The organism is Nostoc sp. KVJ20 (genome assembly GCF_001712795.1).
In the GTDB taxonomy this organism is placed as follows: domain Bacteria; phylum Cyanobacteriota; class Cyanobacteriia; order Cyanobacteriales; family Nostocaceae; genus Nostoc.
Genome location: NZ_KV757749.1, coordinates 1 through 22,635 on the forward strand (window position 1 = coordinate 1; position 22,635 = coordinate 22,635).

Below are 22,635 nucleotides of genomic sequence, written 5' to 3' on the forward strand. Positions count from 1 at the left end.
CACCCGTCCGCCACTAAATCCGAAGATTTCGTTCGACTTGCATGTGTTAAGCATACCGCCAGCGTTCATCCTGAGCCAGGATCAAACTCTCCGTTTTGTATTGGAAAGCTCTATAGCTCAATTAGCTGCTCTTTTAAAACTTCAGCTTAGTTCTCTTTATTTGCTTGACGCAGGCCACTTGTTGTATAATGGCTTTCAAACTATAATATTTTCAAGGTTCGGTGTCCTTCAGGCGTCGCTCTTTCGCGCTCCGCTTCAGGCACTTATTCAATATAGCGAACCCACCTCTTTGTGTCAACTACTTTTTCCAAAATATTTTGGGATTGTTTCTTCGTCTCCTGAAACTAGCTACAGTGTTGGGTTGTAGGCAACAATGGTTTATGCACTGTGTTAAGTAGGGAAGGAGGAAGCGTGAATTTTCAGTCAGTAATAGGTTTATTGCATCAGTTTTGGGGCGATCGCGGTTGTCTCATTGCCCAGCCCTACGATATAGAAAAGGGAGCTGGTACAAAGAATCCCCATACATTTTTAAGAGCATTGGGGCCAGAACCGTGGGCTGTTGCCTACGTTGAACCCTGTCGTCGTCCTACAGATGGGCGCTACGGCGAAAATCCAAATCGTTTCCAACACTATTATCAGTACCAAGTTCTGATTAAGCCATCACCAGATAATATTCAAGAGATATATCTGGATTCCTTGAGGGCTTTAGGCATTCGTCCTGAAGACCACGATGTTAGGTTTGTGGAAGATAACTGGGAAGATGCAACGGTAGGAGCTTGGGGCACTGGGTGGGAAGTATGGTTAGACGGGATGGAAGTTACTCAATTTACCTACTTCCAACAGTGTGGAGGAATTGATTGCCGTCCGGTGTCGATTGAGATTACATACGGCTTAGAGCGGCTGACAATGTATCTCCAGCAAGTAGAAGCATTTACAAAGATTCAGTGGACAGACAACATTACTTATGGAGATGTTTTCCTGCAAAGTGAGATTGAGCAGTCTACTTATAACTTTGAAGCGTCGAATCCTGAGTTGCTATTGACGCTGTTTAATTTGTATGAGCAGGAAGCTACCCAATTGACGGAGCGAGGATTGGTCTTGCCTAGCTTAGATTATGTAATGAAGTGTTCACACACGTTCAATCTGCTGGATGCTAGAGGTGTGATTTCGGTGACGGAGAGAACTCGCTATATTGCCAGGATTCGGCATTTGGCTAGGAAGGTGGCTCATTTATATGTTGAGCAAAGGGAAAAGTTAGGTTTTCCGTTGCTCAAAGATACTATGAGTTCAACAGGAAGCCCAAGATCCTAACGGGTGTAGCTACACGAACTAAGTACAGCTTTGTGTGAAAGCATAGCGTTTTTAAACTCAGGGAACGCAAAGGTACGCAGAGTCTTGCCAAATTAAATTTGCTACGACTTTATGTTCTGTTTATCCGTGCTGTGCTGAGGTTTAAGCTAGATATATCTTTAATAATTTGGCTTTTGCTAAAAGACAGAAATACGGTTAAATATTGAGTCTAGAACATTAAAGCTATAAGGATAAGGCCCGCCTGTGCGGGCTTTGTTTGTATAAACTTGATGGACTATACTTCACCAGAAGCATAAAAAATTTTCGCTGTTGCTGATTAAAGAGATGAAAAGCTCACCCAGAGACGCTTGAAGCGCAGATAATAAGAGTTTGGAATATTTTATTTTTGAATTTTATAGCCAAATTCAGAAATGCCGATTTTTCTCTATTGCTACCCTAACTATTTTTAAATCAGCGGCAAGTTCAGGTTTTCAGGCGCTTTTACAAAAATCTTATGATTCAAACTAGTGGTGTAATTATTTGTCTTGGCTACATTTTTGGGTTGCTGTTTACAGCAGTTCCTTGGGGTGGTGTGTGGATTTTGGTTCTGGGGATAGTAGGAGCAGTTATCTTTAGAAGACGCACTATCCTACGGCAATTTGCTCAGAAAGCAGAAAATGCTGGAAGTAAAAATAAAGCAGTGCCTAACACTTGGCAAACTATTCCCCATCCTCGAATATGGCTAGCTGCTGGCTTGTTGGGATTATTGGCAACTCTATATTTTCAATGGCGAGTGCCGCAACCAGGTGAAAAAGATATTAGTCAGTTCGTCCCGCCTGGAAATAGCAGTAATCAAGAACAACTTGTGATTATTCGCGGTGAAGTGGCGAGTAATCCTCGCTTAACTCGCAGTCAGCGAGGACAATTTTGGCTGGAAGCGACTCAGCTAGATGAGGTTAAAAATGAAAAAGGTTCCGCAGGTGTTCCAAAAGGGGTGACAGGCAAATTGTATGTGACAGTGCCTATACTTCAAGCTACTGGGTTATACCCTAGTCAACAAATCGCTGTGACTGGTATTTTGTACAAACCAAAGGCAGCTTCCAATCCTGGTGGTTTCGATTTTCAGAAGTTTCTTAAGCAGGAAGGAACGTTTGCTGGTTTGATTGGGCGACAAATAAATGTTTTAGAGCAGGAACGGAAATGGGGATGGTGGCAAATTCGGGAGCGAATTGTGCGATCGCAAGTTCGTTGGTTGGGTGTCCCTGAAGGCCCTCTTGTCAGTGCAATGGTTTTAGGTAGCAAAGCTGTTGATTTACCCTACGATATCCGCGACTTGTTTGTACAAGCCGGATTAGCTCATGCTTTGGCAGCTTCCGGGTTCCAAACTTCTTTGATTTTGAGTGTGATCTTACAATTAACAAGGCGGGCAAAAAAAGGAACGCAATTTACCCTTGGCTTTTTGGCTTTAATAATTTTTCTGAGTTTAACAGGTTTTCAACCAGCAGTACTCAGAGCGGTAATTATGGGTTTTGCGGCATTAGTAGGGCTGCTATTAAAAAGGAAGGTAAAACAGTTGGGTTCGCTACTATTGGCGGCAACTCTGTTATTAGTGTTTAATCCTTTATGGATTTGGGATTTAGGGTTTCAATTGAGTTTTTTAGCAACGCTGGGATTAGTCGTAACAGTACCCGCATTAGTCAATCGTCTAGCATGGTTACCTCCTGCGATCGCTTCTTTGATTGCCGTTCCCTTAGCTGCAACTATTTGGACTTTACCTGTGCAACTTTTTGTCTTTGGGGTTGTACCATCCTACAGTTTATTACTAAATGTTCTTAGTACTCCCCTAGTTTCAATCATTAGTATAGGCGGCATCATTAGCGCCATAACAGCGTTAATCTGGACTCAGGCAGGAAGCTTTTTAGCTACTGTGTTGCATTACCCGACTGATTGGCTAATTAAACTAGTGGAATTTTTTAGCAACCTGCCAGGAAATTCTGTGGCTGTAGGTAGTATATCTACTTGGCAGCTTCTGACAATTTATTTACTGATTATAATGGTTTGGTTAGTGCCTTGGTGGCAGCGGCGATGGTGGTTTGCTAATATGATTGCGATTGGTTTAGTATTCATCCCCCTTTGGCATTCTACAAATACATTGTTTAGGATAACAGTATTAGAATCTGGTACGGAACCAATTGTAATAGTTCAAGATCGAGGTACTGTAACTGTAATTAATAGTGGCGATGAAGGTACAGGACGTTTCACAGTCCTACCGTTTTTACAACAGCAGGGCGTCAATCAAATTAATTGGGCGATCGCAACTGATTTTCAAGGCAACGAAAGTAATGCTTGGTTTGAATTAATGCGACGTTTGCCAATCAAAAACTTTTATGAATATTCACCCAAATCAGAAAATGCTATTACAATTCAGGCAATTCAACAAGAACTACAAAAAAATCAAGGAGTTTATCAACCTTTGGCTGTTGGTCAAGCTGTGAAAGCTGGTTCGATAGTAGCACAATTAATTAATGACCAATTACCCATCTTACAATTGCAAATTTTAGATCAGAATTGGTTATTAGTAGGTAATGTTAAGTCTAAAGAGGTTCAACAACTAGTTAAAAATGGAAGTCTACCTCGCCCACAAGTACTTTGGTGTGCCCCTGAATCCTTGAAAGATTTAGTTATTGCTCTACAACCACAAGTAGCGATCGCTTCTTCTGCCAAATTTGATCCAAAAAATTTATCTGAACTTAATCAAAGTAAAACAAAACTGTTCTTCACAGGAAGAGATGGAGCTATTCAATGGACACCGAATGGCCAATTTGAAGCGTTTATTGAAGCGACAGAAAATAAATCATCTGTTTTATAAAAGACTCACAAATTCAGTAAATTAAAACTGGTATAAACTTCTATGACAATCTATTTTTATAGCACTCGTGAAGAATATGGCTGTTTCTCTAACTTTTCGCCCCACGGCTTTGAATTAGATGAATTGTATTGGTCAACTAGCGAACACTACTTTCAAGCACAAAAGTTTGTGGGTACACTTCATGTAGAACAAATCCGTCTAGTTAAAACACCTAAAGATGCGGCAAAAATGGGACGTGAGAGAACCCGTCCCCTACGTCAAGATTGGGAACAAGTTAAAGATGACATCATGCGGCAAGCTGTGCTGTGTAAATTTCAAACCCATACAGATATTAGGGATATCTTACTTTCCACAGGCAATGCAGAAATTGTTGAAAACTCACCGATAGATTTTTACTGGGGTTGCGGAGCCGATGGTAGTGGTAAAAATATGCTAGGGAAAATTTTAATGGAGGTACGCGAGATCCTACACCATACATACAATACAGATGTTGATAATAAAAATGTTAAATAATATTATTGCTATGAATATTTGCACCAGTATCGATTTCTAGAATCTAAATTGAAGAAGAGAGATAATTAAAGGTATAAAACTAAGATTACTAGGCTTAAATATTTAGTAGTCTATTGCTATAAAAAATATTTTTATTAGCGATCGCTTCATCGATAAACTATCACCCCCGCTAAACTTAGGCTGTGGTAAACCAGTCTGATGAAAGATACATCCTGGTTTTGGGAACAATAAATTTATCACCAGACTTAATAGGAAGGGGTTGATGCCTAAAGGTGCATGGAATGATAGATCGAAAAATACAGTTCCCCTGCAATTACCCATAACATACCTAAAACCAGTGAAGCGTAATACGATTACTCATGAATTTGACTCTGGTTCACAAGCAGAAATACTACCTCCACAGGAAAGTGATGACCATTCATCGGAAGCGTCAAACCTACTAAGGCAAGGAATTCAACAGCAGCAAGCTGGTGAATTAATAGTAGCGATGAAGTCTTTACAACAATCTTTGGAGCTATTTCAAGCAGTTGGGGATTTGCAAAAACAGGCACAGGTGCTTTCTTTTTTAGCACTGGTAACTTACAGCGCTGGAGACTACAAAGGTGCTATCTCCTACTCCCAACAGTGTTTGTCTTTGCTCAATAACACCTCAGATTTAGCAGTGCAAATGCAAGCACTTTCCCATCTAGGCAATGCATACCGCCACCTGAATGAACATAAAAAGGCAATTGAGTTTCTGGAAAAGTGTTTAAAAATAACGAAGCAGCTGCAAGACAAACGGAGTCAAGTGGCAGCACTAAATAATTTGGGATTGGTATATAAAGCTTTGGGCAATTTTACACAGGCCATTGAGTATCAGCAGCAAAGCCTAGAGATTGTGCGGGAACTCAAAGATAACTGGGGTGAGGAACAGGTACTCAAGAATTTAGGTAATGCTTGGTATGCTTTGGACAATTACCCAAAAGCGATCGCTTATTATGAGCAATGTGTATTACTAGCACGCTCCTTAAAAAATGTTCGCAGTGCTTCTCAGGTATTAAAAAATCTGGGAAATGCTTGTTATGCCTTAGGTGATTATGCTAAAGCCATTAAGTATTATGAAGATCGTTTGCAATTAGCCAAAGAAATTCAAGATAAGCGTAGCGAGGAACAATCTTTAGGTAGTTTAGGAGTTGCTTGTGAAGCTTTAGGTGACTATAACAAAGCAATTACATATTATGAAGAACGTTTAGTGTTAGCTAGGAATCTCAAAGACCGCCGCAGTGAAGAACAAGCTCTTGCCAGTCTGAGAGTTGCTTGCTACGCCTTGGGTGATTATGCCAAAGCTATGCAATACCAACAGGGAACATCTTTAAATAGTTAAAAAACAGAGATAGAGAAACAATTCAAAATTAATCGCACAGATCAATATCTCTCGTTGTCTTTATGTTGCTGGAGATATAAGAGAACTTCTAATGTATCTACTTGGGGAAATTCGACATAAAAGTTACTCACACTCCGGAAGGGTTCTGGTGTTTCCAAGACTATTGTGCGATCGCCCCACTGTTCTAACCAGGGTAGCAATTTTTGTGGCGCTACTGGAGTACATAGCCAAACTGCCGCTGGAGAAAGCGCTTTGAGAGCAGTTGCTGCTACCGCTATTGTCATACCTGTAGCAATGCCATCATCAACTAAAATAAGTGTTGCATCCTGTGTATTTACTTGGGGACAAGCAGAAATTAATTGAGCCTCAAGAAACTTAGCTTGATTGATCGCTTTATTTAAAGCTACTTCCCGCCACCGCCCATCATGTTTAAAACGAAATAGCTTTTGATCAGTCCAGATAACATTTCCAGAAGTAGTCACTGCACCAATTGCTAACTCTGGGTTTTCTGGATGGCTAATCTTTTTTGCTACGAGGATTGTCAACGGACAATTCAAAAGACGTGCTATTGGCGCTGCTACTGGTATACCCCCTCTGGGCAAAGCATAAACAATTGGTACGGGCTTTACCCCAGAATCAATAGTTTGCTGAGTTAAAACATCATGGATTACTCGCGCTAATATCTCACCCGCATGGGTGCGATCAGCAAAAAGTGGGGTATGTGACATGGTTTTCCCCAGCATCTTAGGACGGCATTGCTTTTATCATGACTGAATTTTGTCTCAAATTAACTGATACAATAAGATTTGTATAAATAATTAAGTATTCAGCGATAGTCTATTTATTCTGATAAATCTCTAACCAGAGCGAGTATTTAACTCAGATAAGCAGCTAGCGCTGATGCCAAAATCCTGATTTTCATGAGCAGCGAAACCCAACTCAGCCTCTTCGACGACTCAAGCTTTAACCAACGAGAACTGATTCCTACAGACGCGAAAATTGCGATCGCTCCGGGAACTTATTCTGGCATAACGGAGTTGAAACAGGATTGCGATCGCTGTCACCGTTGTCCATTAGGGGACACTCGGACTCATGCGGTTGTCGGACGCGGTAATCTCAAAGCCCCAATTATGGTTATAGGAGAAGCGCCTGGTCAAAATGAAGATGAAACGGGTTTACCGTTTGTGGGCAGATCAGGGCAGTTGTTGGAGAAAATTTTGGCATCAGTGAATCTGACTACTGATCATGATGTATACATTGCCAATATCAATAAATGTCGCCCACCAGATAATAGAGTTCCCACTCCTGTAGAAGTGGCGGCTTGTTTACCCTACTTACTAGAACAAATTCGCCTAGTTGACCCCAAAATAATTCTGTTAACAGGTGCAACTGCTGTCAAAGGTATCACTGGCGATAAGCGAGGGATTACGAAAATTCGCGGTCAGTGGCTAGAGTGGGAAGGACGTTTATGTATGCCAATTTTTCATCCTTCCTACTTGTTGCGTAACCCTTCCAAGGAAAGAGGTGCGCCGAAATGGTTGATGTGGCAAGATATTCAGGCAGTGCGTGCCAAGTTAGACGAAATCCAAAATAACATCTAATGACTCAATTTTGGATTTTAGATTTTATAAGACTTACGCCAAATTACACGCTGTAGGGGCAATTTATATTTCAGGAATTGTGAAAAGTGCTATTAGTTGCAATTTATCAAAAAGGTTGCCGAATAGATAACCTTTGTACAGGACTCATTGATGAATCACTTAGCAGTCTTTTTCAAACCTTGCCATCTTTCTCGCAGTCGCTTCAAGTTAGGCGTATGACCACCATAACGCCAGCCAACATAGGCTTGGCTAATCTCATCTATTACCTCAGCAGTTGCAGGGGCGTGATGCTGGTATGAGACTCTGGCATACTCTAATGGTGTTTGTGCTGGATGCTTACCCAAACCTTTTTGGGTTGTCCATTGCAGCATTTGTTGATACAGGCTTTCCATCGCTGGCAATTTCTTTAACCATCGACGGTTGCGCCACTCTCGCCACTGACCCCAACCGAGCCAACCAAAGAAAGCTGCTGTGGTTGCTAAAATTAAGCCAGTCAATACGCCAAACCAACCTTGAGAAAATAAAGCGATAAACCAAGCGATCGCTCTAATCACCCACCTAAATATTGTCTCAAATACATTATTCAACAAACCTGTCACCGGAGAAGGCAACCACCCAGCAACCCAATTCCACAATTGGCGCAAGACACTAAAAGTCTGAGTGTCTTCAATAGATGGGGGAATCAGGGGATGATTGGGAATGGGGTCGAAGGCAAACCAGCCATATTTAGGAAAATACACTTCCGTCATCGCATAAGCATCAGTATTACGGACAATATATAGCCCTGTAAATGGATTAAACTGTCCAGCACTAAACCCCGCTACTAATCGTGCTGGAATACCAATGGAACGCAGCATCACCGTGAGAACTGTCGAAAAATGGTCTGGATAGCCTCCTTTATACTTGAACAAAAAAGCTTCTACCAAGTCTTCTTTTTCACTTAAATAAGGCAGTTCTAAGGGATTTTGGGGAACAGAGTAGTTTTGCTTTAGGTATTGAGCTAAGTAGAGAGTCTTTTCATAGGGTGAATCTAGGCTTTTAGAAGACTTTGCAACTCGTTCCTGATTATAGTTGGCGAGGATTTCTTCGGTGCGTTGCCGGACTTTTTCAGAAATTTCGGGAGGAATTTGCAGATAATGCTTCTTAATCTGTTGCGGATATTTTGTCGAAGCTTGACCTAATAAAGTGCGATCGCGGTATGGTACTTCGGAAATTACAGTGTAGGTTAGTCCTTCTGATAATTCCACAGGCGATCGCAATCCGTCTTCTTTATCAACTGCGATCATCGGTGTGGGAAAGTAAATCTCTTTGGGATAAGCCATCGTTGGAATTAGGTTAGGCAAATCCGCTACTACTGTATAAGTTTGTACTATCTCCTGGGTTTTAGTAGTAATCAGAGGTGGGGGAAGAAAAATTTGGTAAGACCAAGGCGATCGCCTAATAGTCGTAACATCTTCATTCCGAGAAACTTCCCATCCCTTACCTGTATAACGGTCAAATCCTAGCACCCGCCAAAAACCCTCAGCTTGCGATCGCACCCGCATCACAACTTTAGGTTTCATCTCGCCACGCAAGTTTTGATTAATTTGGCTATTAAAACCGTAATAAAAGTTATTATCTACTTTTCCTGGTTGACCAGCTTGGTTTTGCCCTGTACCACCGCTACCACCGCCTTGACCATTACCATTGCCTTCGCGGACATAACCGGGATTAATGATACTACGTCCTGTGAAATTACCTTTTACTTGAATAGCAGAACTTACAGGAAAATTCCGTAATTGATAGCCAGGAAATCTCGGTAAAACAGCAAAAATTGCCAGTCCCAGACCGACAATTAGCAAAAAATTCAGAATTAAAAATTTAAAATTAAGAGTTGAGGAATTATTCTTATTGAATTTTTCCTTTTGAGTTTTTAATGGTTGCAAACCCAAACGTGAGCGGTAATCTAATACTAAAGTTGGTAAAGCGATCGCTAAAAACAATAGCAACACAGGTGCAAATGCTAAAGTCTGACTTAGGGTTGCTGCCACACCCAATAAAATCAGTCCTATAACAATTGAATAGCCCAAATTTTTGCGGCGGGGTGTATCAAAGCTATGCAACACCTGGAGTTGAATTAATAACTCTGCCAAGCTCAACCGCGTATCATTTAACTCCCCCACTAATCGCCCAAAAAAAGCACCCAGTGCTACTAGCATTCCAATGGCGATGCAGAACTTAACTGCAACATTGCGATCGCAGCGACGATAGTAACTCCAAATCGCGCCTACTACACTTAAGGGTAACGCCCAAAAACTAAATGAAGTCTCAGCGGCGATATCCGTCGCTACAATTCCCAAAATAACCAACGCTAGCACCAACACCCGCAAGGAAATTGAATCTTCTACTTCTATCAAAGGCGACCCCTGCGGATTTTGTCGCCAAAAATTACCTACAGGGAGACGCCAAAACCGATTCATCCTGGATAAGTTAAACATTTGAGTCTAATGGAAGCAATGATGTAGATGCGACAGACACAATGCGGGGGACGTAATTGGCTACCCTACTACTGTGTCAAAAAAATGATAGATATGGGGAGATCGGCGAAGCAAGAAGATATGGTGAGAGAGACATGGAGACACGGAGAAACGATCAAATTTCTCCGTGTCCTTGTGTCTTTGTAATAACTGCTTCTCGTAGACACCCTAATGACCGCTTGTTGAAAAATAGGATGAGCTTCAAAACTAGGAAAATCCTCTTAATATATGTCGGCGTTGGGCGACGTAGTGTGCTAGCGGTGGTAATTTAAACTAAATCGTGGGATTAATGACGAACAACAATGGCTGTTGGTCTATTTCTGGAAACTCAACTTCTAGGGTATAAATTGGGTTAAGTTGCTCGCAGCTTAACTCTACACTTAAGTATTCTGAAGTTGAAGATGTTGCCATTGCTAATGTGCCACTTCCCCGCAGCGTTAAAGTTCCTTTAACGGGTAACTCAGCTTGAACAAGTAACTTTGTAAGTTTACCTAGAGACTGATACTCTACTCTGATGTTCAAAGTACCAACACTGGTTAGCCATTCTCTTTCAACCACTGGACTGGTTGCTGAAAGTGGTAGAGTCAGATTTTCCAGCAGTTGTTTAGCTGCTAGCAACGACAAAGCCATCTGTTGACGCGGTTGTAAATCTGAGTAATCGCTCTGAATAGTGGGCATTGTCTCCAGAGTATTTACAGAGCGATAGGTGCTTCTTAGCACCAGTCCAGCTATGTCATTTAGTGCTTGAGACTCGTTGGGAAAAAAGTTCTCCACCACTTGAACTAATTTTGCCCCCAACGGCACTGAAGATGTCACCAAAGCCTGACACTGTTCTAGCAATTGTTGGAAAACTCTTTCCGGTAAGCGAGTCGGTAAGTTCAACTTTGACTGTTGTACCATCCATCCCCACGTAGGAACGAGTGTCATTGACGGCTCATCAACAAAATCAGGATAATCGATTAATTGTGTTTCCCAGGGAAACAACGGTGGGTGGTCTTGGGCTTGGATTTGTAACCGATGCTTAAGGACGGCTTGAAAACGATCTTGCACAGTAGGAATTTCTCCCAATTGAAAGGCCTGGGGTGTTCCTCCCAATTTTGGCTCACTGCTTTTTGAAGCGGTGGCTTCCTTGAGGAGGTTTTTTACCCCGTCATTTTCCTCACATTCTACCGATTGCTCGTTATTTTTGACATCATCTGTCAATAACCAACCGAGACACTGGTGTTGTAAGGATTCTGAGTCACTATTCATGAGTAGATGCACCTGATCCGGAAACTAATGAGTTACGAATTTCCCAAGCTTGCTCAAGAATCTTAAACCATCGTTTTTGAAGTTGTGCCATTGACAGCCCTAAAGTTTTTGCTATTTTTTCATCAGCTTGTCCTTGTTGCTTCAACTCTAATAAAGACCGTTGCTTATTGTCCAGCTGTGCTGTATATACTTGCCATTGCTGGGGAGTTAAGCCCAAATTGGTGTGCAAAGAAGCTTCCAGCCACTCGTGAACTAATTCCCAACGGTGCAACAAGGCAAACCGAATCAAATGATACTTAAAGCGCTGCTGTAAATAATCTCTTTGACGAGGAGTTAAACCCAAAACCGACTCAATTTCCTGTGCTGATAAATCCTGGAGGCGAAGGGAAAAGTAATCAGCACAGTCAGATTGTTGCCGTTGTTCGAGATAATTCATTAATTCCGTAACGACAACGGAGCGCAAGGTGTCTTCTTCGGGTTCGGGTTCAGCTTGCGTCGCCATTGTGGAGCGTAATTGATGCACTGCTGGTTCTTCCCAAGAACCGTCACCTTCATTATTGCTACCTTCTGCGGCTTGTTCTATATCTACACTAGTTTCCGGGGGCTGCTGTTGGGAAAAAGTTTGTGCCCGAAGGATAATTAACTGCTGCTGACGGCCTGGTAAAGGAATGCGTCGCTTGCCGTAGCGCTCGGTAAATGCCATATACTCGGACAATTCCAAGAGTGTCTGAGGGCGATAAGTAGCACCAAGTTGATTTTCTCGGCGGAAAGCATTCAACGCTTCCAGATAAAAACTCTGGAGAAAATCTTCAATTATGGTCAGCCGCCCTTGATAGCTCAATTGTCTCTGAGGGGGATTAATGTATCGATAAATAATTGCACTCAGAGTACTGTGTAATTCTACCCTGCCCCGATTTGAACCCAACTGATAGTACCTGAGACATTGTTGCAGCCGATGCCGAGCCAGGGTCATTGCCGAGCTTTCTACAGACCCAGAAGCTTGAATGCGTTTGCTTTCATGACAAATCCGGTAGACTTCGGTAGTAATACGTGTTGCGACATCGTGGCAATTTTTTTCCGAAGCTTTGGTTGACTGCTGAAACTCCTTGGACAGGAGTTGAAAGATCACCTCCACGCCTTTAGAATTGTCTCCCAGAATAGTTGCAGATGGAATAGTTGCGGTTGCGGCTGAATTCATAGTCTCGGTTTTCAAAAGACCCTAAGTATTTAAATACAACCTGTACGACTGTGGGTATTGGCTTTTTGAGTTTTACGTATAAGCTAAACGCAGACCAATCCGACATTGAGGATGTGGCTGATTTTATTATTCCCAACTTTGATGGGATTGTTCACACTTTGATAGATGTTATTGCCATTACCCAGGAGCCGTATACAAGTCATTATGGATTTAGAAGCACAAATTCAATTGCTGATTGACAATGCACCCCGCGATGGTATAACACCAAATCTGATTGCAGCAATTGCTCCTGCCCTTAGAGCGATCGCTCAAAAATTACGTCACTCCCAGTACTATATTCTCCAAAATTCGGAGTCAAGCTGGGTTTTAACTACGTTGAGCAATCGTGCTAATCCAGGATTGGAAAAGCGTGTGATTTATGCTTTCCCTACCATACAGGATGTCTCTCTAATTTCCCCTGCTGGGCTTGACCCTCAAATGCTAGCTAAAATTGTTCCTGTCACCCATATTTTGTTTCAATTGGTGGCATTAGAACCCGTAGATAGTATCGTTTTTTTGGAGACGCCGGGTAAGACCACTCATACCGTTGAAGTTCGGCGCTCTGAACTAGAAAAACTCATGCAACAACAGTTGCGACAACAGCGATCGCCAAAACAGATACCCCCTGATATTGCATAGAAAAAATTTGGATGTGAGATTTTTTAAATACAATCCCACATCCAAATTTTTAAATCTCAAATTCATTGAAAAAAGTTTTCTAAGTTGAGGAGAAAAGAATTTTTTTTCTTTCCCTTACACCATGTTACTGGCTCAACCTTGGTGAAACCTAAAATTGGTTAATAAACAGTTATCAGTGAACATTTTTTAGTTTTAGTTTTCCATTGAACCAGAGTTTATTCGTGAAATGTCCCCGATCCAAAAATATTACCTCCCTAAGTCGTGGCTGATTTATGACGAAGATGGAGAATTGAATCTTGCTTTTTATCGGGACTATTTTATTTATGGTGTGAAGTTACACGACCGATTGAGAACTACTATTAGGTGATTTGAGTAATTGATGAGTTTTTTCTTTCAGCACCGTGTTAATATTGTATATTAGAATACCAGGAATTTTCTGAAGACACTGTACATAACAAATGTTACTGTGGCCTAGTTGAAAACCAAGAGGCAGATAGCCTTTACCAGTATTGAATCTGCTTTGTGTTTCTACACAACAGTCACGGTCATGGGCACAATATTTAAGTAGCTTGAAATATGAAAATCACTCGTATTCACCGCCAGTTTGAAAAACTATGGTTAACCGTTTTACTTCCGTGAGTACTGCCCTCACAGTTAAGGTAGTTGGAATAATCTGCATTTTGTCCTTTTTCGTTGACTTTTTGATTCTATTGTTACCCTTTCAACCGACTGATCGGGTATGGCAAATCAATTTGGCAACAGCGCTAGTTGATCGGGGAATTGTTCCTCTGGTAGGACTGGGGCTTTTATTTGCAGGGTATTGGTTTGATAGTGCTGATGCTGGAAGCGATCGCCCCCAAGGTATCGATTTAAGATTGCCTGCTCTGATCATCTCAAGTATTTTAGGGTTGATGTTCTTGCTGATTTTTCCCCTACACCTCAATAACGTCAATCAAGCTAAGACTCAAACACTCAACCGAATCACCCAAGAAGCAGATCAGGCAGAAACTCAACTGAATACTCGGTTATCGCAATTGCAAGCACAACTGAATACTGAGCAAGGAAAAGCTCAACTAGAGCAGCTGCGAAACCAAACCAAAGCTCAGTTCAGTGAAATCCTCAAAGATGAGCAAAGATATAAGCAAGCACTTGAAAGCCCTCAAATTCCCGCAAACATCAAAGAGTTACTGAAGAAGGCTAAAACAGATCCTCAAGTACTTGAGAAAGCTATCGAGCAACAAACAGATATTCAAACGCTGCAAACTCAACAATTGAGCCAAGTTCGCCAGCGCAGAGACGAAGCACTGCAACAAGCTAAAGATACTGCTTGGAAGTCTGGACTGCGGATTGGGATTAGCAGTTTGCTGTTGTCTATTGGTTACATTATCATCGGCTGGACAGGCTTAAGAGGTAGGGGTGCTGTACAAGGTGGTAAACCTAGAGCTACTGCACGCTAATCCTTTCAGGAGTGGGGAGTTAGGAAGAATAACTCCTAACTCCTAACTTTTAACTTTTAACTATAAAACTTGGGTAATGTTCTCAATTTACATACTGACATATAACGAAGAGTTAGATATTGCTGCTTGTATCGAATCGGCGATGCTATCGGATGACATCATTGTTGTGGACTCATGCAGTAGCGATCGCACTGTGGAAATCGCTAGTCGCTATCCTATCCGCGTCGTTCAACACGCTTTTGAAAGCCACGGACGCCAACGCACCTGGATGTTAGAGTCTATCCCCCCAAAGCACCAATGGGTTTACATCCTCGAAGCTGACGAGCGCATGACACCAGAACTGTTTGCAGAGTGTGAAAAGGCAAGTCAGAATCCAGACTACATTGGTTACTATGTGGCTGAACGTGTGATGTTCATGAATCATTGGATTCGCTACAGCACACAGTATCCCCGCTACCAAATGCGACTCTTCCGCCACGGGAAAGTGTGGTTTTCAGACTATGGTCATACTGAGCGGGAAGTTTGTGACGGTGCAACTAGCTTTTTAAAAGAAACATACCCACACTACACTTGTAGTAAAGGTTTGAGCCGTTGGATTGACAAGCACAACCGTTATTCCACGGATGAAGCTCAAGAAACATTGTATCAACTAGAACAGGGAAAGGTTAACTGGCAAGATTTATTCTTTGGTAAATCGGAAGTCGAAAAACGCCGCGCCCTAAAAGATTTGTCTTTACGTTTACCTGCTAGACCGTTGCTACGGTTTGTATATATGTATTTTATCTTAGGTGGCTGTTTAGATGGACGCGCTGGAATCGCTTGGTGTACATTGCAGGCATTCTACGAATATCTAATTTTGCTCAAAGTCTGGGAAATGAAGTATCTACCAAAACCTAATTTAGACGCAACAGGAATTTTGGTACAAGAGAGTACACAACAGTTACAGTGCGTAGATTCTGAAACTACACAGGTTGATGCGGCATAAAGAGGACTAGAGATTAGAAGGATTCCTAGAAAAATAAACAAGCAGCGATCAGGCGAGTATGCGATCGCAAAATCATAATTCAGAAGTAAGGGCGCATAGTTAGCTGTGCGCCCTTACTGCCTTTTACATCTAAAAAAATACGACCATGATAAATTAATATTTTTAACAGACCATTTTCATAAAAGCCCCTCCTGCTCAAAGGTGAGTGAATAACCAGATAAAATAATTATTTAGGCTACTCTGTTGTACTTTCACAATCATGAGCAGCTTTTGATTGAGCGCGGTAGATTAGTAATATCTCAGGACTTGCAACAATCATTTACAAGTCTTGCAAAGAAAAGTAACATCCTCTGAAAATAACCAGTCGCCATCGTATTGGTTAAGGTCTATGTGTATGCTTATAGGAAAATAGCTGATTTACAGCAACAAGTGCGTGTTTTTGCGGCAGCACCAACTTGCTAGCGTTTTGGACAGTTACTTGTGGCAAAAACTGCCTAAAGTTAAAGTCTTCTGAATTTGACAAATCTGCTGGTATGGATACCAATAACAAAAGTTCCTCTAGCTTAAAACAGGAGAATCGGAGCTTGGTAATCGATCGCCTAAAACAGGACTTAAAAAACGACCTGATTGCTGGTTTGTTGGTAGTAATTCCCCTAGCAACCACTATCTGGCTGACAATTACCATTGCTACTTGGGTAATCAACTTCCTCACCCAAATTCCCAAACAACTAAATCCCTTTGATGGGTTAAATCCACTTTTAGTAAATCTACTGAATTTATTAGTAGGATTAACTGTACCACTACTGTGTATCCTTCTAATGGGCTTGATGGCTCGGAATATTGCTGGACGCTGGTTACTAGATTTTGGTGAGCGGTTTTTACAGGCAATTCCCTTAGCTGGACAGGTATACAAAACTCTCAAACAACTTTTAGAAACAATACTAAAAGATTCTAATGGCAAGTTTCGCCGGGTAATTTTGATAGAGTATCCCCGCCGAGGAATTTGGGCGATCGCCTTTGTCACTGGTGCAATTAGCAGTGATATCCAAGCCCAAATGCCTCGCCCCGTGCTAAGTGTTTTTATCCCCACCACCCCGAATCCGACTACTGGATGGTACGCAGTCGTTCCTGAAGACGAAGTGGTAAACCTCTCCATGTCCATTGAAGACGCCTTTAAAATAGTTGTATCAGGTGGCATTGTCGCCCCCAATACACCCTTGGTTTTCCCCAAAGAGTCAACCTTGGAGGTGAAACACAACGAAATCAAGCAGCAAGCTATTCCCGTTGAAGAAACTTAAAATCAATCTGGCAAAGTCACAAGCAAATCCGTAATGTTGTTGTTTGACTGTGCCAAAATTGATAGACTTGTAAGTTTGTCCAGCCAAGTTAATCAGTTCTCGCACAATCACCAATCACTTTTATGCAACCTCGTAAACCCCAGCAAATTGCTCGTGAATTGGCGCTTTTAAGCCTTAGCCAATTGCCAGTCAACCCAAAAAAATTAGATAAATTGGAAGACGATCAACTAGTATCCAAGTTGGTGCTAGGAGCAGTACGCACTCTGACTACAGAAGTACAAGATACCCTCGATAATGCCGCAGGGGAACTCCAACGCAGTAACGATCGCCTTTTAAGTAGCCAAACTCGAGCTTCCGACCTGAATTCTGCCAGAACAATGCTTCAAGAAGCGATCGCTTGCACCCAGACAGCAATCAATCAGTTGGGTACGGCAGTTGAGTTCCCAGTATTGATTCAGTTAGCTAATCAGGACAAGGGAGTTCGGAATTACGCGAAAGAGCTTGTGATTACCGTCAATGAAAATCGACACATTATAGATGAACTCATTTCTGCTGCCTTAGTAGATTGGCAAGTAACTCGCCTCGCCCAAATTGACCGCGACATCTTGCAAATCGCCGTTGCAGAAATGAAGTTCTTAGGAGTTCCAGACAGTATCGCCATCAACGAAGCTGTGGAACTAGCCAAACGATACAGTGGAGACGATGGGCATCGATTTATTAACGGTGTTTTGCGCCGAGTCACTGAGCAGAAAAAAACAGCATAGTACCACTGCGTAATTCGTAATTTCTATACTGCTATGGAGAAAAATTTGTAGCCGCTTCTGCGGCTTCCTCCGAGCGGAATTTCTCCCTTCGAGACACTGCGTGAACGCAGGAAAACTTCTGTTGTAAAGGATTTTCCGGAAACTGCTGCCCAAAGGTGAGGATAACCCGGAAGTTTTCACCCCAAGAAAAAGTGCAAAGTTAAATTAAACTCATAACTTATAACTTATAACTCATATAACTAATACTGCTGCAATGGTATTTAATTGGTTCCGTCGTCAACATAACGATTCCTCTGATCAGAAACAGGAAAAAACTCCTCCTGTACAAGAACCCCAACCAGAGCCAGCCGAAACATCAACACCAACTGCTGAAACTGCACCAGACTCGACGGCAGACTTGTTGGCGTTTGCTAAAGCTGCCTACAAAAATATTCAGCAAAAACAACAAGCTGAGGTAGTAGAAACCCCATCTGATTCAGCAGATACCTCAGCACCATCAGTACAACCTGAAACTCCAGAAACGGCAATTGCAGAAATTACCGAACCAGAAGCAACTGAGGAACTTGTTAATACAACTGTAGAAACAACACAGCCAGAAGTTATCCAAGCTGCGACTGAGGAAGAAATTACAGAAGATTCCTCAGTCGCGGCAATTACTGATCAGCCAAATGTCGCCAGCCCAGAAGTAACGCTAAGTGAAGTTGAACCAACGCCCACCGAACCACTAGCGACACCAGAGGCAACACAGCCAACAGCACCATCCTTCTTAGAAAGGGCGGCGGCAGAACGGCAAGCCAAGCTGGAACAACTAATAGCTACCGCCATTGAAGTTCCAGAACCGGAGGTAGTACAGCCAGTAGCTACAACAGAAACAGGAGAGGAAATTCCCGGACTGCTATTTGATGATGGGTTTGTCTGGTCGGCGAAAGTTTTAGCAGCTCAAGGTAGAAATCCAGAAGACGTTTCTATTGAAGAAATTACTTGGCTGAAAAAGCTCCGGCAAGGGTTAGACAAAACTCGTCGTAGTATTCTTAACCAACTGAAGGCGATCGTCGGTCAAGGGCCTCTTAACCAGGCTGCTGTGACGGAAATTGAGGCATTGCTCCTGCAAGCTGATGTGGGTGTAGAGGCGACAGACTTTATTATCAATGCCCTACAGACAAAACTTCGAGAAGAAGTTACCGCACCTGAAGAAGCGATCGCTTACTTGAAAAAAATCCTGCGGGATATGCTGGATGCACCGAGCAAAACATCCCACAAAACTAGCTTTACCCCAGAAAAAGAAACCCTAAATATTTGGTTAATCACTGGGGTGAATGGTGCCGGCAAAACCACTACCATCGGCAAAATTGCCCATCTAGGACAAAAATCTGGTTATAAATGCTTGATTGGGGCGGCAGACACCTTCCGCGCCGCTGCTGTGGAACAGGTGAAGGTTTGGGGTAGTAGAAGTGGCGTCGATGTAATTGCCAATCCGGGAAAGAATACAGATCCGGCAGCAGTTGTCTTTGATGCGATCGCAGCCGCCCAAGCGCGTCAAACGGAATTACTTCTAGTAGATACAGCAGGGCGACTGCAAAACAAGAAAAATTTAATGGATGAACTCGGCAAAATCCGGCGAATTATCGACAAAAAAGCCCCAAATGCCAAAGTAGAATCTCTTTTGGTTCTAGATGCCACTTTAGGGCAAAATGGACTACGGCAAGCCGAAGTTTTCTCCCAAGCGGCTCAACTGAGTGGCGTTGTCTTAACCAAGTTGGATGGAACTGCTAAAGGCGGCGTTGCCCTTGCAGTTGTGCAGCAGCTAGGTTTACCCATTCGCTTTATTGGTGCTGGCGAAGGAATTGAAGACCTGCGTCCCTTTTCGAGCTATGAGTTTGTCGAAGCTCTCTTGAGTGGCTAGTTGAAAAATTTGAAGTTAAAAATTTTTCTTGACAAATTGATAAATTTAGGGATAACTGATCTGGTATTATCACTTGAACTAACTAGAAACAGTTGAAGTCCTAAAACCATGAGTTTCTTACAACAAATGGGTGACTTTTGCTAAAATTTCAAGCTAATGTCCTTTTTCCATGCCCTGAATGGGCTTTTTAAATGTAGCAACACGGGCATTTAGTTGCGACACTGCGGGAGGGTTCTCCTCCCTCGGTGACTGTTGCTAGCTATGACTACTTGTACTCCTACGGAGAAGCAATATGGCAGGCTGCATATAGCTGAATCAAGAGTAGAGTTACGAGGGTGATTTGTTTGCCCAAAGCTTATCTCTAAAGAAGGACGGTTTCTGAACATTAGCATTTCGGAGAATCGTTCACTGTGGACTCAAAAAGAGAATTGGTGTAAGTAAGCTGGTTCAACACTCTCAGGTGTATTCTCATCTCCTACTTGCGAAAGTATCTACAAATATTTTTAGTAAATTGAGAGGTTTGAATTCTCATGGTTAAACAAGAACACTCTTTCTGGTTTTTGACTTAAAGTTATTGGAGGATATTTTTTTAGATTTAGTGTCATCTTTTGTATTCCTATCCTACACTTACCAAATGGCTTAACCCTAAAATCAATTACAGGCTAATGTTTTAAGTGTATTATTGCTGGCTCACGAGATTGGGTTATCTTATTTTTATTCCGTTTCAATGCGTTTAAGTTTTGCATCTTCAGCAACTCAGAATTCGCAAAACGAGAAAATTAAAATGGAAAAACTCGATTTTGGCAATTATCCCAGCAATTATGGTATACCAATTAAGTATTTGAAGACTTATTTACATATTCTCAGGTTTGGGAATGAGTGTAAGTCGGTTTTTTACCAAACTAAGCTTGATTGGAGAACTACTAGAGGTTTTGACTCAGAAGACTTATAGTCTCCTAGTTACATCTTTCCAAACAGTCACTCGGAATTATTCTTTGAACAAAGTATTTTTATGACTTTAGAGATATGCTTTGGAAATTAAGTTATGGAAAAATGAAAATCTTTATGAACTATCATCGAAACTAGTAATTTTTACTGGTTGGGTTTGGACTAAAAATACATGATTTGGAATTGCTAATATTCCATCATAAATACAATAAGCAAATAAAATACTTATAAAATTTGTCTGCTACGTCTTTATACTCTTGCTAAAATGACAAGTCTTGTCTAAATATGGTTTAGCAATGCCAAAGCCAAAAAGTTTATAAGTAATCTAATAATCTGCCAATATAAAGTGCAATAATACCTGTGCCTGTGTCTCAACTGCCCTCTCAACCCACTGACAGCAATAGTAGTGCCGCGACAGATGTCACACCAGTCGTAGCACTTAAAGAACTCGTGGCAAGGTTGCACCGGGAACAGAACAAAATTCAAGATTTGCTAAGTTCTTTAGGATTTGCCCTGAGAAGTTTCAATAATTTGAATCAGTTTTTGGAACTGATACCGCTGATGGCAACAAGAGTGACAGATGCAGACGGCAGCGCCCTGTTTCTCTACAAACCTAATGGTCAAGTCAGGTTAGAACAGTTACATTGGCAAGATAGTGGTCAGCGCAAGAATATCCGCAAAGCGCTAGAAATAGCCAGTAGTCAAATCACGCTTTTGCCCAATAGTGCGCCTCTAGCCAATGCCACGGGGATTTTGGATGACCAGATGCATCGCTATTTGGGGCCAGATGTGCAAATCTTTGGTACGGCGATTCTGGTGAAGCATACAGAACGGGGATGGCTCTATGTTTTGAGCCGCGATCCGGAATATAGTTGGACAGAAACTAGGCAAAAGTTAGTTAGGTTAGTGGCAGACCAAACAGCAGTAGCGATCGAAAACGATGAACTAGCTGTAGAACTCAGAAAAAAAGAACGCCTAGACCAAGAACTAGAAATTGGCGCAGAAATTCAACGGCGGCTTTTGCCACGTCAATGTCCCACAATCCCCGGTGTAGTCCTAGCGGCACGCTGTAAACCTGCCAATCGCGTTGGCGGAGACTACTACGACTTTATTGCTACCAATCACAATAAGATTCAGTCCAAGACCAAAGGCGGCACGGAAAATAGTCGCTGGGGTTTGGTTATTGGAGATGTTATGGGCAAAGGTGTACCCGCTGGGCTGATTATGACGATGATGCGGGGAATGTTACGGGGAGAAGTGTTACATGGTAATTCCCCAGCAGGAATTCTGCAAAACTTAAATAGAGTTATGTATGCGGATTTGGAAAATTCCCACCGCTTTGTAACGCTATTTTATTCAGAATATAATCCCCATAACCGAATTTTGTCTTATAGCAATGCAGCACACAATCCTCCCTTGTGGTGGCACGCAGCTACAAAAACTGTCAGCCGTTTAGATACTCTCGGAATGCTAATCGGTTTGGATGCTAACAGCCAATATGAGGATGCCCAGGCACAGTTAGAACCTGGAGATACAATTATCTACTATACAGATGGTTTGACTGATGCTGCTGCCGCTGGTGGCGATCGCTTCGATGAAGATAATTTTGTCGCTAGCTTCAATACTGCTTGTAAGTACTGCAATGGGCCAGAGGAGATTGTGGATTACCTATTTGATCAAGTTCAGCAATTCATTGGTGATGGGAAGCAAAACACTGATGATATGACACTAGTTGTTCTGCAAATTTTATAAAAGAAGGCAGGAGGCAGGAGGCAGGAGGCAGGAGGCAGGAGGCAGGAGGCAGGAGGCAGGAGGAAATACTTTCTTTCTCTAAGTGAGGCTGCGCCAATGACAAGCTCAGGAGCCATAGTTCTGGATATTACCCAGTTTAAAAGGAAGAATTTTTAAAAGCTGAAAGTGCAGCGAGATACAAAGCTTCCATAGCCTATAAGTCCCGCGTTTTCAAATATGGGTTACTCACTGGAGTTTGGACTAAAAAGC

At 42.1% G+C, this 22,635-nt stretch carries 16 protein-coding genes and 1 rRNA gene; 12 read left to right on the forward strand and 5 right to left on the reverse strand.

Going from position 1 to position 22,635, the window contains the following annotated elements; all coding sequences use genetic code 11:
- Positions 1-97: ribosomal RNA gene (locus tag A4S05_RS34335) — 16S ribosomal RNA — on the reverse strand; the annotation flags it as partial.
- 314 nt (positions 98-411) lie between these two features.
- Between A4S05_RS34335 and glyQ the strand changes: the two genes are divergently transcribed.
- The 4 genes from glyQ to A4S05_RS34355 all read left to right on the forward strand — a co-directional run bounded on the left by glyQ (position 412) and on the right by A4S05_RS34355 (position 6,035).
- The gene (glyQ, locus tag A4S05_RS34340) at positions 412-1,311 is read left to right on the forward strand and encodes a glycine--tRNA ligase subunit alpha (protein ID WP_069074241.1); all 900 of its coding nucleotides are present in this window, start codon (positions 412-414) and stop codon (positions 1,309-1,311) included.
- A gap of 493 nt (positions 1,312-1,804) precedes the next feature.
- Positions 1,805-4,159 (forward strand): ComEC/Rec2 family competence protein, encoded by a 2,355-nt coding sequence (locus tag A4S05_RS34345; RefSeq protein WP_069074242.1) that lies wholly within the window; start codon positions 1,805-1,807, stop codon positions 4,157-4,159.
- A gap of 42 nt (positions 4,160-4,201) precedes the next feature.
- Complete coding sequence (locus A4S05_RS34350; protein WP_069074243.1) at positions 4,202-4,672, forward strand: NADAR family protein; 471 nt, start codon at positions 4,202-4,204, stop codon at positions 4,670-4,672.
- 262 nt (positions 4,673-4,934) lie between these two features.
- A complete protein-coding gene (locus A4S05_RS34355) occupies positions 4,935-6,035 on the forward strand; it encodes a tetratricopeptide repeat protein (protein WP_069074244.1) in 1,101 nt (366 codons plus the stop codon).
- A 41-nt stretch (positions 6,036-6,076) separates the two neighbouring features.
- Here A4S05_RS34355 and A4S05_RS34360 read toward each other — a convergent pair whose 3' ends face one another.
- Positions 6,077-6,763 carry a phosphoribosyltransferase gene (locus A4S05_RS34360; RefSeq protein WP_069074245.1) on the reverse strand — a complete coding sequence of 229 codons (687 nt, stop codon included), beginning with the start codon at positions 6,761-6,763 and terminating at the stop codon, positions 6,077-6,079.
- Between the two features lie 192 nt (positions 6,764-6,955).
- On the opposite strand from A4S05_RS34360, the gene A4S05_RS34365 reads away from it, so the two are divergent.
- Positions 6,956-7,636 (forward strand): uracil-DNA glycosylase, encoded by a 681-nt coding sequence (locus A4S05_RS34365; protein ID WP_069074246.1) that lies wholly within the window; start codon positions 6,956-6,958, stop codon positions 7,634-7,636.
- Between the two features lie 155 nt (positions 7,637-7,791).
- On the opposite strand, the gene A4S05_RS34370 is transcribed toward A4S05_RS34365, so the two are convergent.
- The 3 genes from A4S05_RS34370 to hetZ form a co-directional block, all read right to left on the reverse strand.
- A complete protein-coding gene (locus tag A4S05_RS34370; RefSeq protein WP_069074247.1) occupies positions 7,792-10,095 on the reverse strand; it encodes a transglutaminase TgpA family protein in 2,304 nt (767 codons plus the stop codon).
- Positions 10,096-10,425: 330 nt separating this feature from the next.
- A complete protein-coding gene (locus A4S05_RS34375) occupies positions 10,426-11,403 on the reverse strand; it encodes a PatU (RefSeq protein WP_069074248.1) in 978 nt (325 codons plus the stop codon).
- Positions 11,396-12,601 carry a heterocyst differentiation protein HetZ gene (gene hetZ, locus A4S05_RS34380; protein ID WP_069074249.1) on the reverse strand — a complete coding sequence of 402 codons (1,206 nt, stop codon included), beginning with the start codon at positions 12,599-12,601 and terminating at the stop codon, positions 11,396-11,398. Before hetZ ends, A4S05_RS34375 begins: the two co-directional genes overlap by 8 nt.
- 204 nt (positions 12,602-12,805) lie before the next feature.
- Here hetZ and A4S05_RS34385 point away from each other — a divergent pair, with 204 nt between their 5' ends.
- From A4S05_RS34385 to A4S05_RS34420, 7 genes are all read left to right on the forward strand, one after another.
- On the forward strand, positions 12,806-13,279 hold the full coding sequence (locus tag A4S05_RS34385) for a hypothetical protein (protein WP_069074250.1): 474 nt from the start codon (positions 12,806-12,808) through the stop codon (positions 13,277-13,279).
- A 614-nt stretch (positions 13,280-13,893) separates the two neighbouring features.
- Positions 13,894-14,736 carry a hormogonium polysaccharide biosynthesis protein HpsJ gene (locus A4S05_RS34390; protein ID WP_069074251.1) on the forward strand — a complete coding sequence of 281 codons (843 nt, stop codon included), beginning with the start codon at positions 13,894-13,896 and terminating at the stop codon, positions 14,734-14,736.
- Between the two features lie 76 nt (positions 14,737-14,812).
- Positions 14,813-15,721 carry a glycosyltransferase family 2 protein gene (locus tag A4S05_RS34395; RefSeq protein WP_069074252.1) on the forward strand — a complete coding sequence of 303 codons (909 nt, stop codon included), beginning with the start codon at positions 14,813-14,815 and terminating at the stop codon, positions 15,719-15,721.
- A 533-nt stretch (positions 15,722-16,254) separates the two neighbouring features.
- Positions 16,255-17,019 carry a DUF502 domain-containing protein gene (locus A4S05_RS34400; RefSeq protein WP_069074257.1) on the forward strand — a complete coding sequence of 255 codons (765 nt, stop codon included), beginning with the start codon at positions 16,255-16,257 and terminating at the stop codon, positions 17,017-17,019.
- A gap of 122 nt (positions 17,020-17,141) precedes the next feature.
- Positions 17,142-17,783: a transcription antitermination factor NusB gene (gene nusB / locus A4S05_RS34405; RefSeq protein WP_069074253.1), complete on the forward strand. Its 642-nt coding sequence runs from the start codon at positions 17,142-17,144 to the stop codon at positions 17,781-17,783.
- A 253-nt stretch (positions 17,784-18,036) separates the two neighbouring features.
- Positions 18,037-19,686: a signal recognition particle-docking protein FtsY gene (ftsY, locus tag A4S05_RS34410; protein WP_069074254.1), complete on the forward strand. Its 1,650-nt coding sequence runs from the start codon at positions 18,037-18,039 to the stop codon at positions 19,684-19,686.
- A gap of 1,308 nt (positions 19,687-20,994) precedes the next feature.
- Positions 20,995-22,386, forward strand: a complete 1,392-nt coding sequence (locus A4S05_RS34420) for a PP2C family protein-serine/threonine phosphatase (RefSeq protein WP_069074256.1) — start codon at positions 20,995-20,997, stop codon at positions 22,384-22,386.
- Positions 22,387-22,635: the final 249 nt, after the last annotated feature.

Coding starts and splice junctions, on each gene's coding strand:
- A4S05_RS34345 (WP_069074242.1), top strand. CDS start 1,805: ATGATTCAAACTAGTGGTGTAATTATTTGTCTTGGCTACATTTTTGGG.
- A4S05_RS34350 (WP_069074243.1), top strand. CDS start 4,202: ATGACAATCTATTTTTATAGCACTCGTGAAGAATATGGCTGTTTCTCT.
- A4S05_RS34355 (WP_069074244.1), top strand. CDS start 4,935: ATGCCTAAAGGTGCATGGAATGATAGATCGAAAAATACAGTTCCCCTG.
- A4S05_RS34360 (WP_069074245.1), bottom strand. CDS start 6,763: ATGTCACATACCCCACTTTTTGCTGATCGCACCCATGCGGGTGAGATA.
- A4S05_RS34365 (WP_069074246.1), top strand. CDS start 6,956: ATGAGCAGCGAAACCCAACTCAGCCTCTTCGACGACTCAAGCTTTAAC.
- A4S05_RS34370 (WP_069074247.1), bottom strand. CDS start 10,095: ATGAATCGGTTTTGGCGTCTCCCTGTAGGTAATTTTTGGCGACAAAAT.
- A4S05_RS34375 (WP_069074248.1), bottom strand. CDS start 11,403: ATGAATAGTGACTCAGAATCCTTACAACACCAGTGTCTCGGTTGGTTA.
- hetZ (WP_069074249.1), bottom strand. CDS start 12,601: ATGAATTCAGCCGCAACCGCAACTATTCCATCTGCAACTATTCTGGGA.
- A4S05_RS34385 (WP_069074250.1), top strand. CDS start 12,806: ATGGATTTAGAAGCACAAATTCAATTGCTGATTGACAATGCACCCCGC.
- A4S05_RS34390 (WP_069074251.1), top strand. CDS start 13,894: ATGGTTAACCGTTTTACTTCCGTGAGTACTGCCCTCACAGTTAAGGTA.
- A4S05_RS34395 (WP_069074252.1), top strand. CDS start 14,813: ATGTTCTCAATTTACATACTGACATATAACGAAGAGTTAGATATTGCT.
- A4S05_RS34400 (WP_069074257.1), top strand. CDS start 16,255: ATGGATACCAATAACAAAAGTTCCTCTAGCTTAAAACAGGAGAATCGG.
- nusB (WP_069074253.1), top strand. CDS start 17,142: ATGCAACCTCGTAAACCCCAGCAAATTGCTCGTGAATTGGCGCTTTTA.
- ftsY (WP_069074254.1), top strand. CDS start 18,037: ATGGTATTTAATTGGTTCCGTCGTCAACATAACGATTCCTCTGATCAG.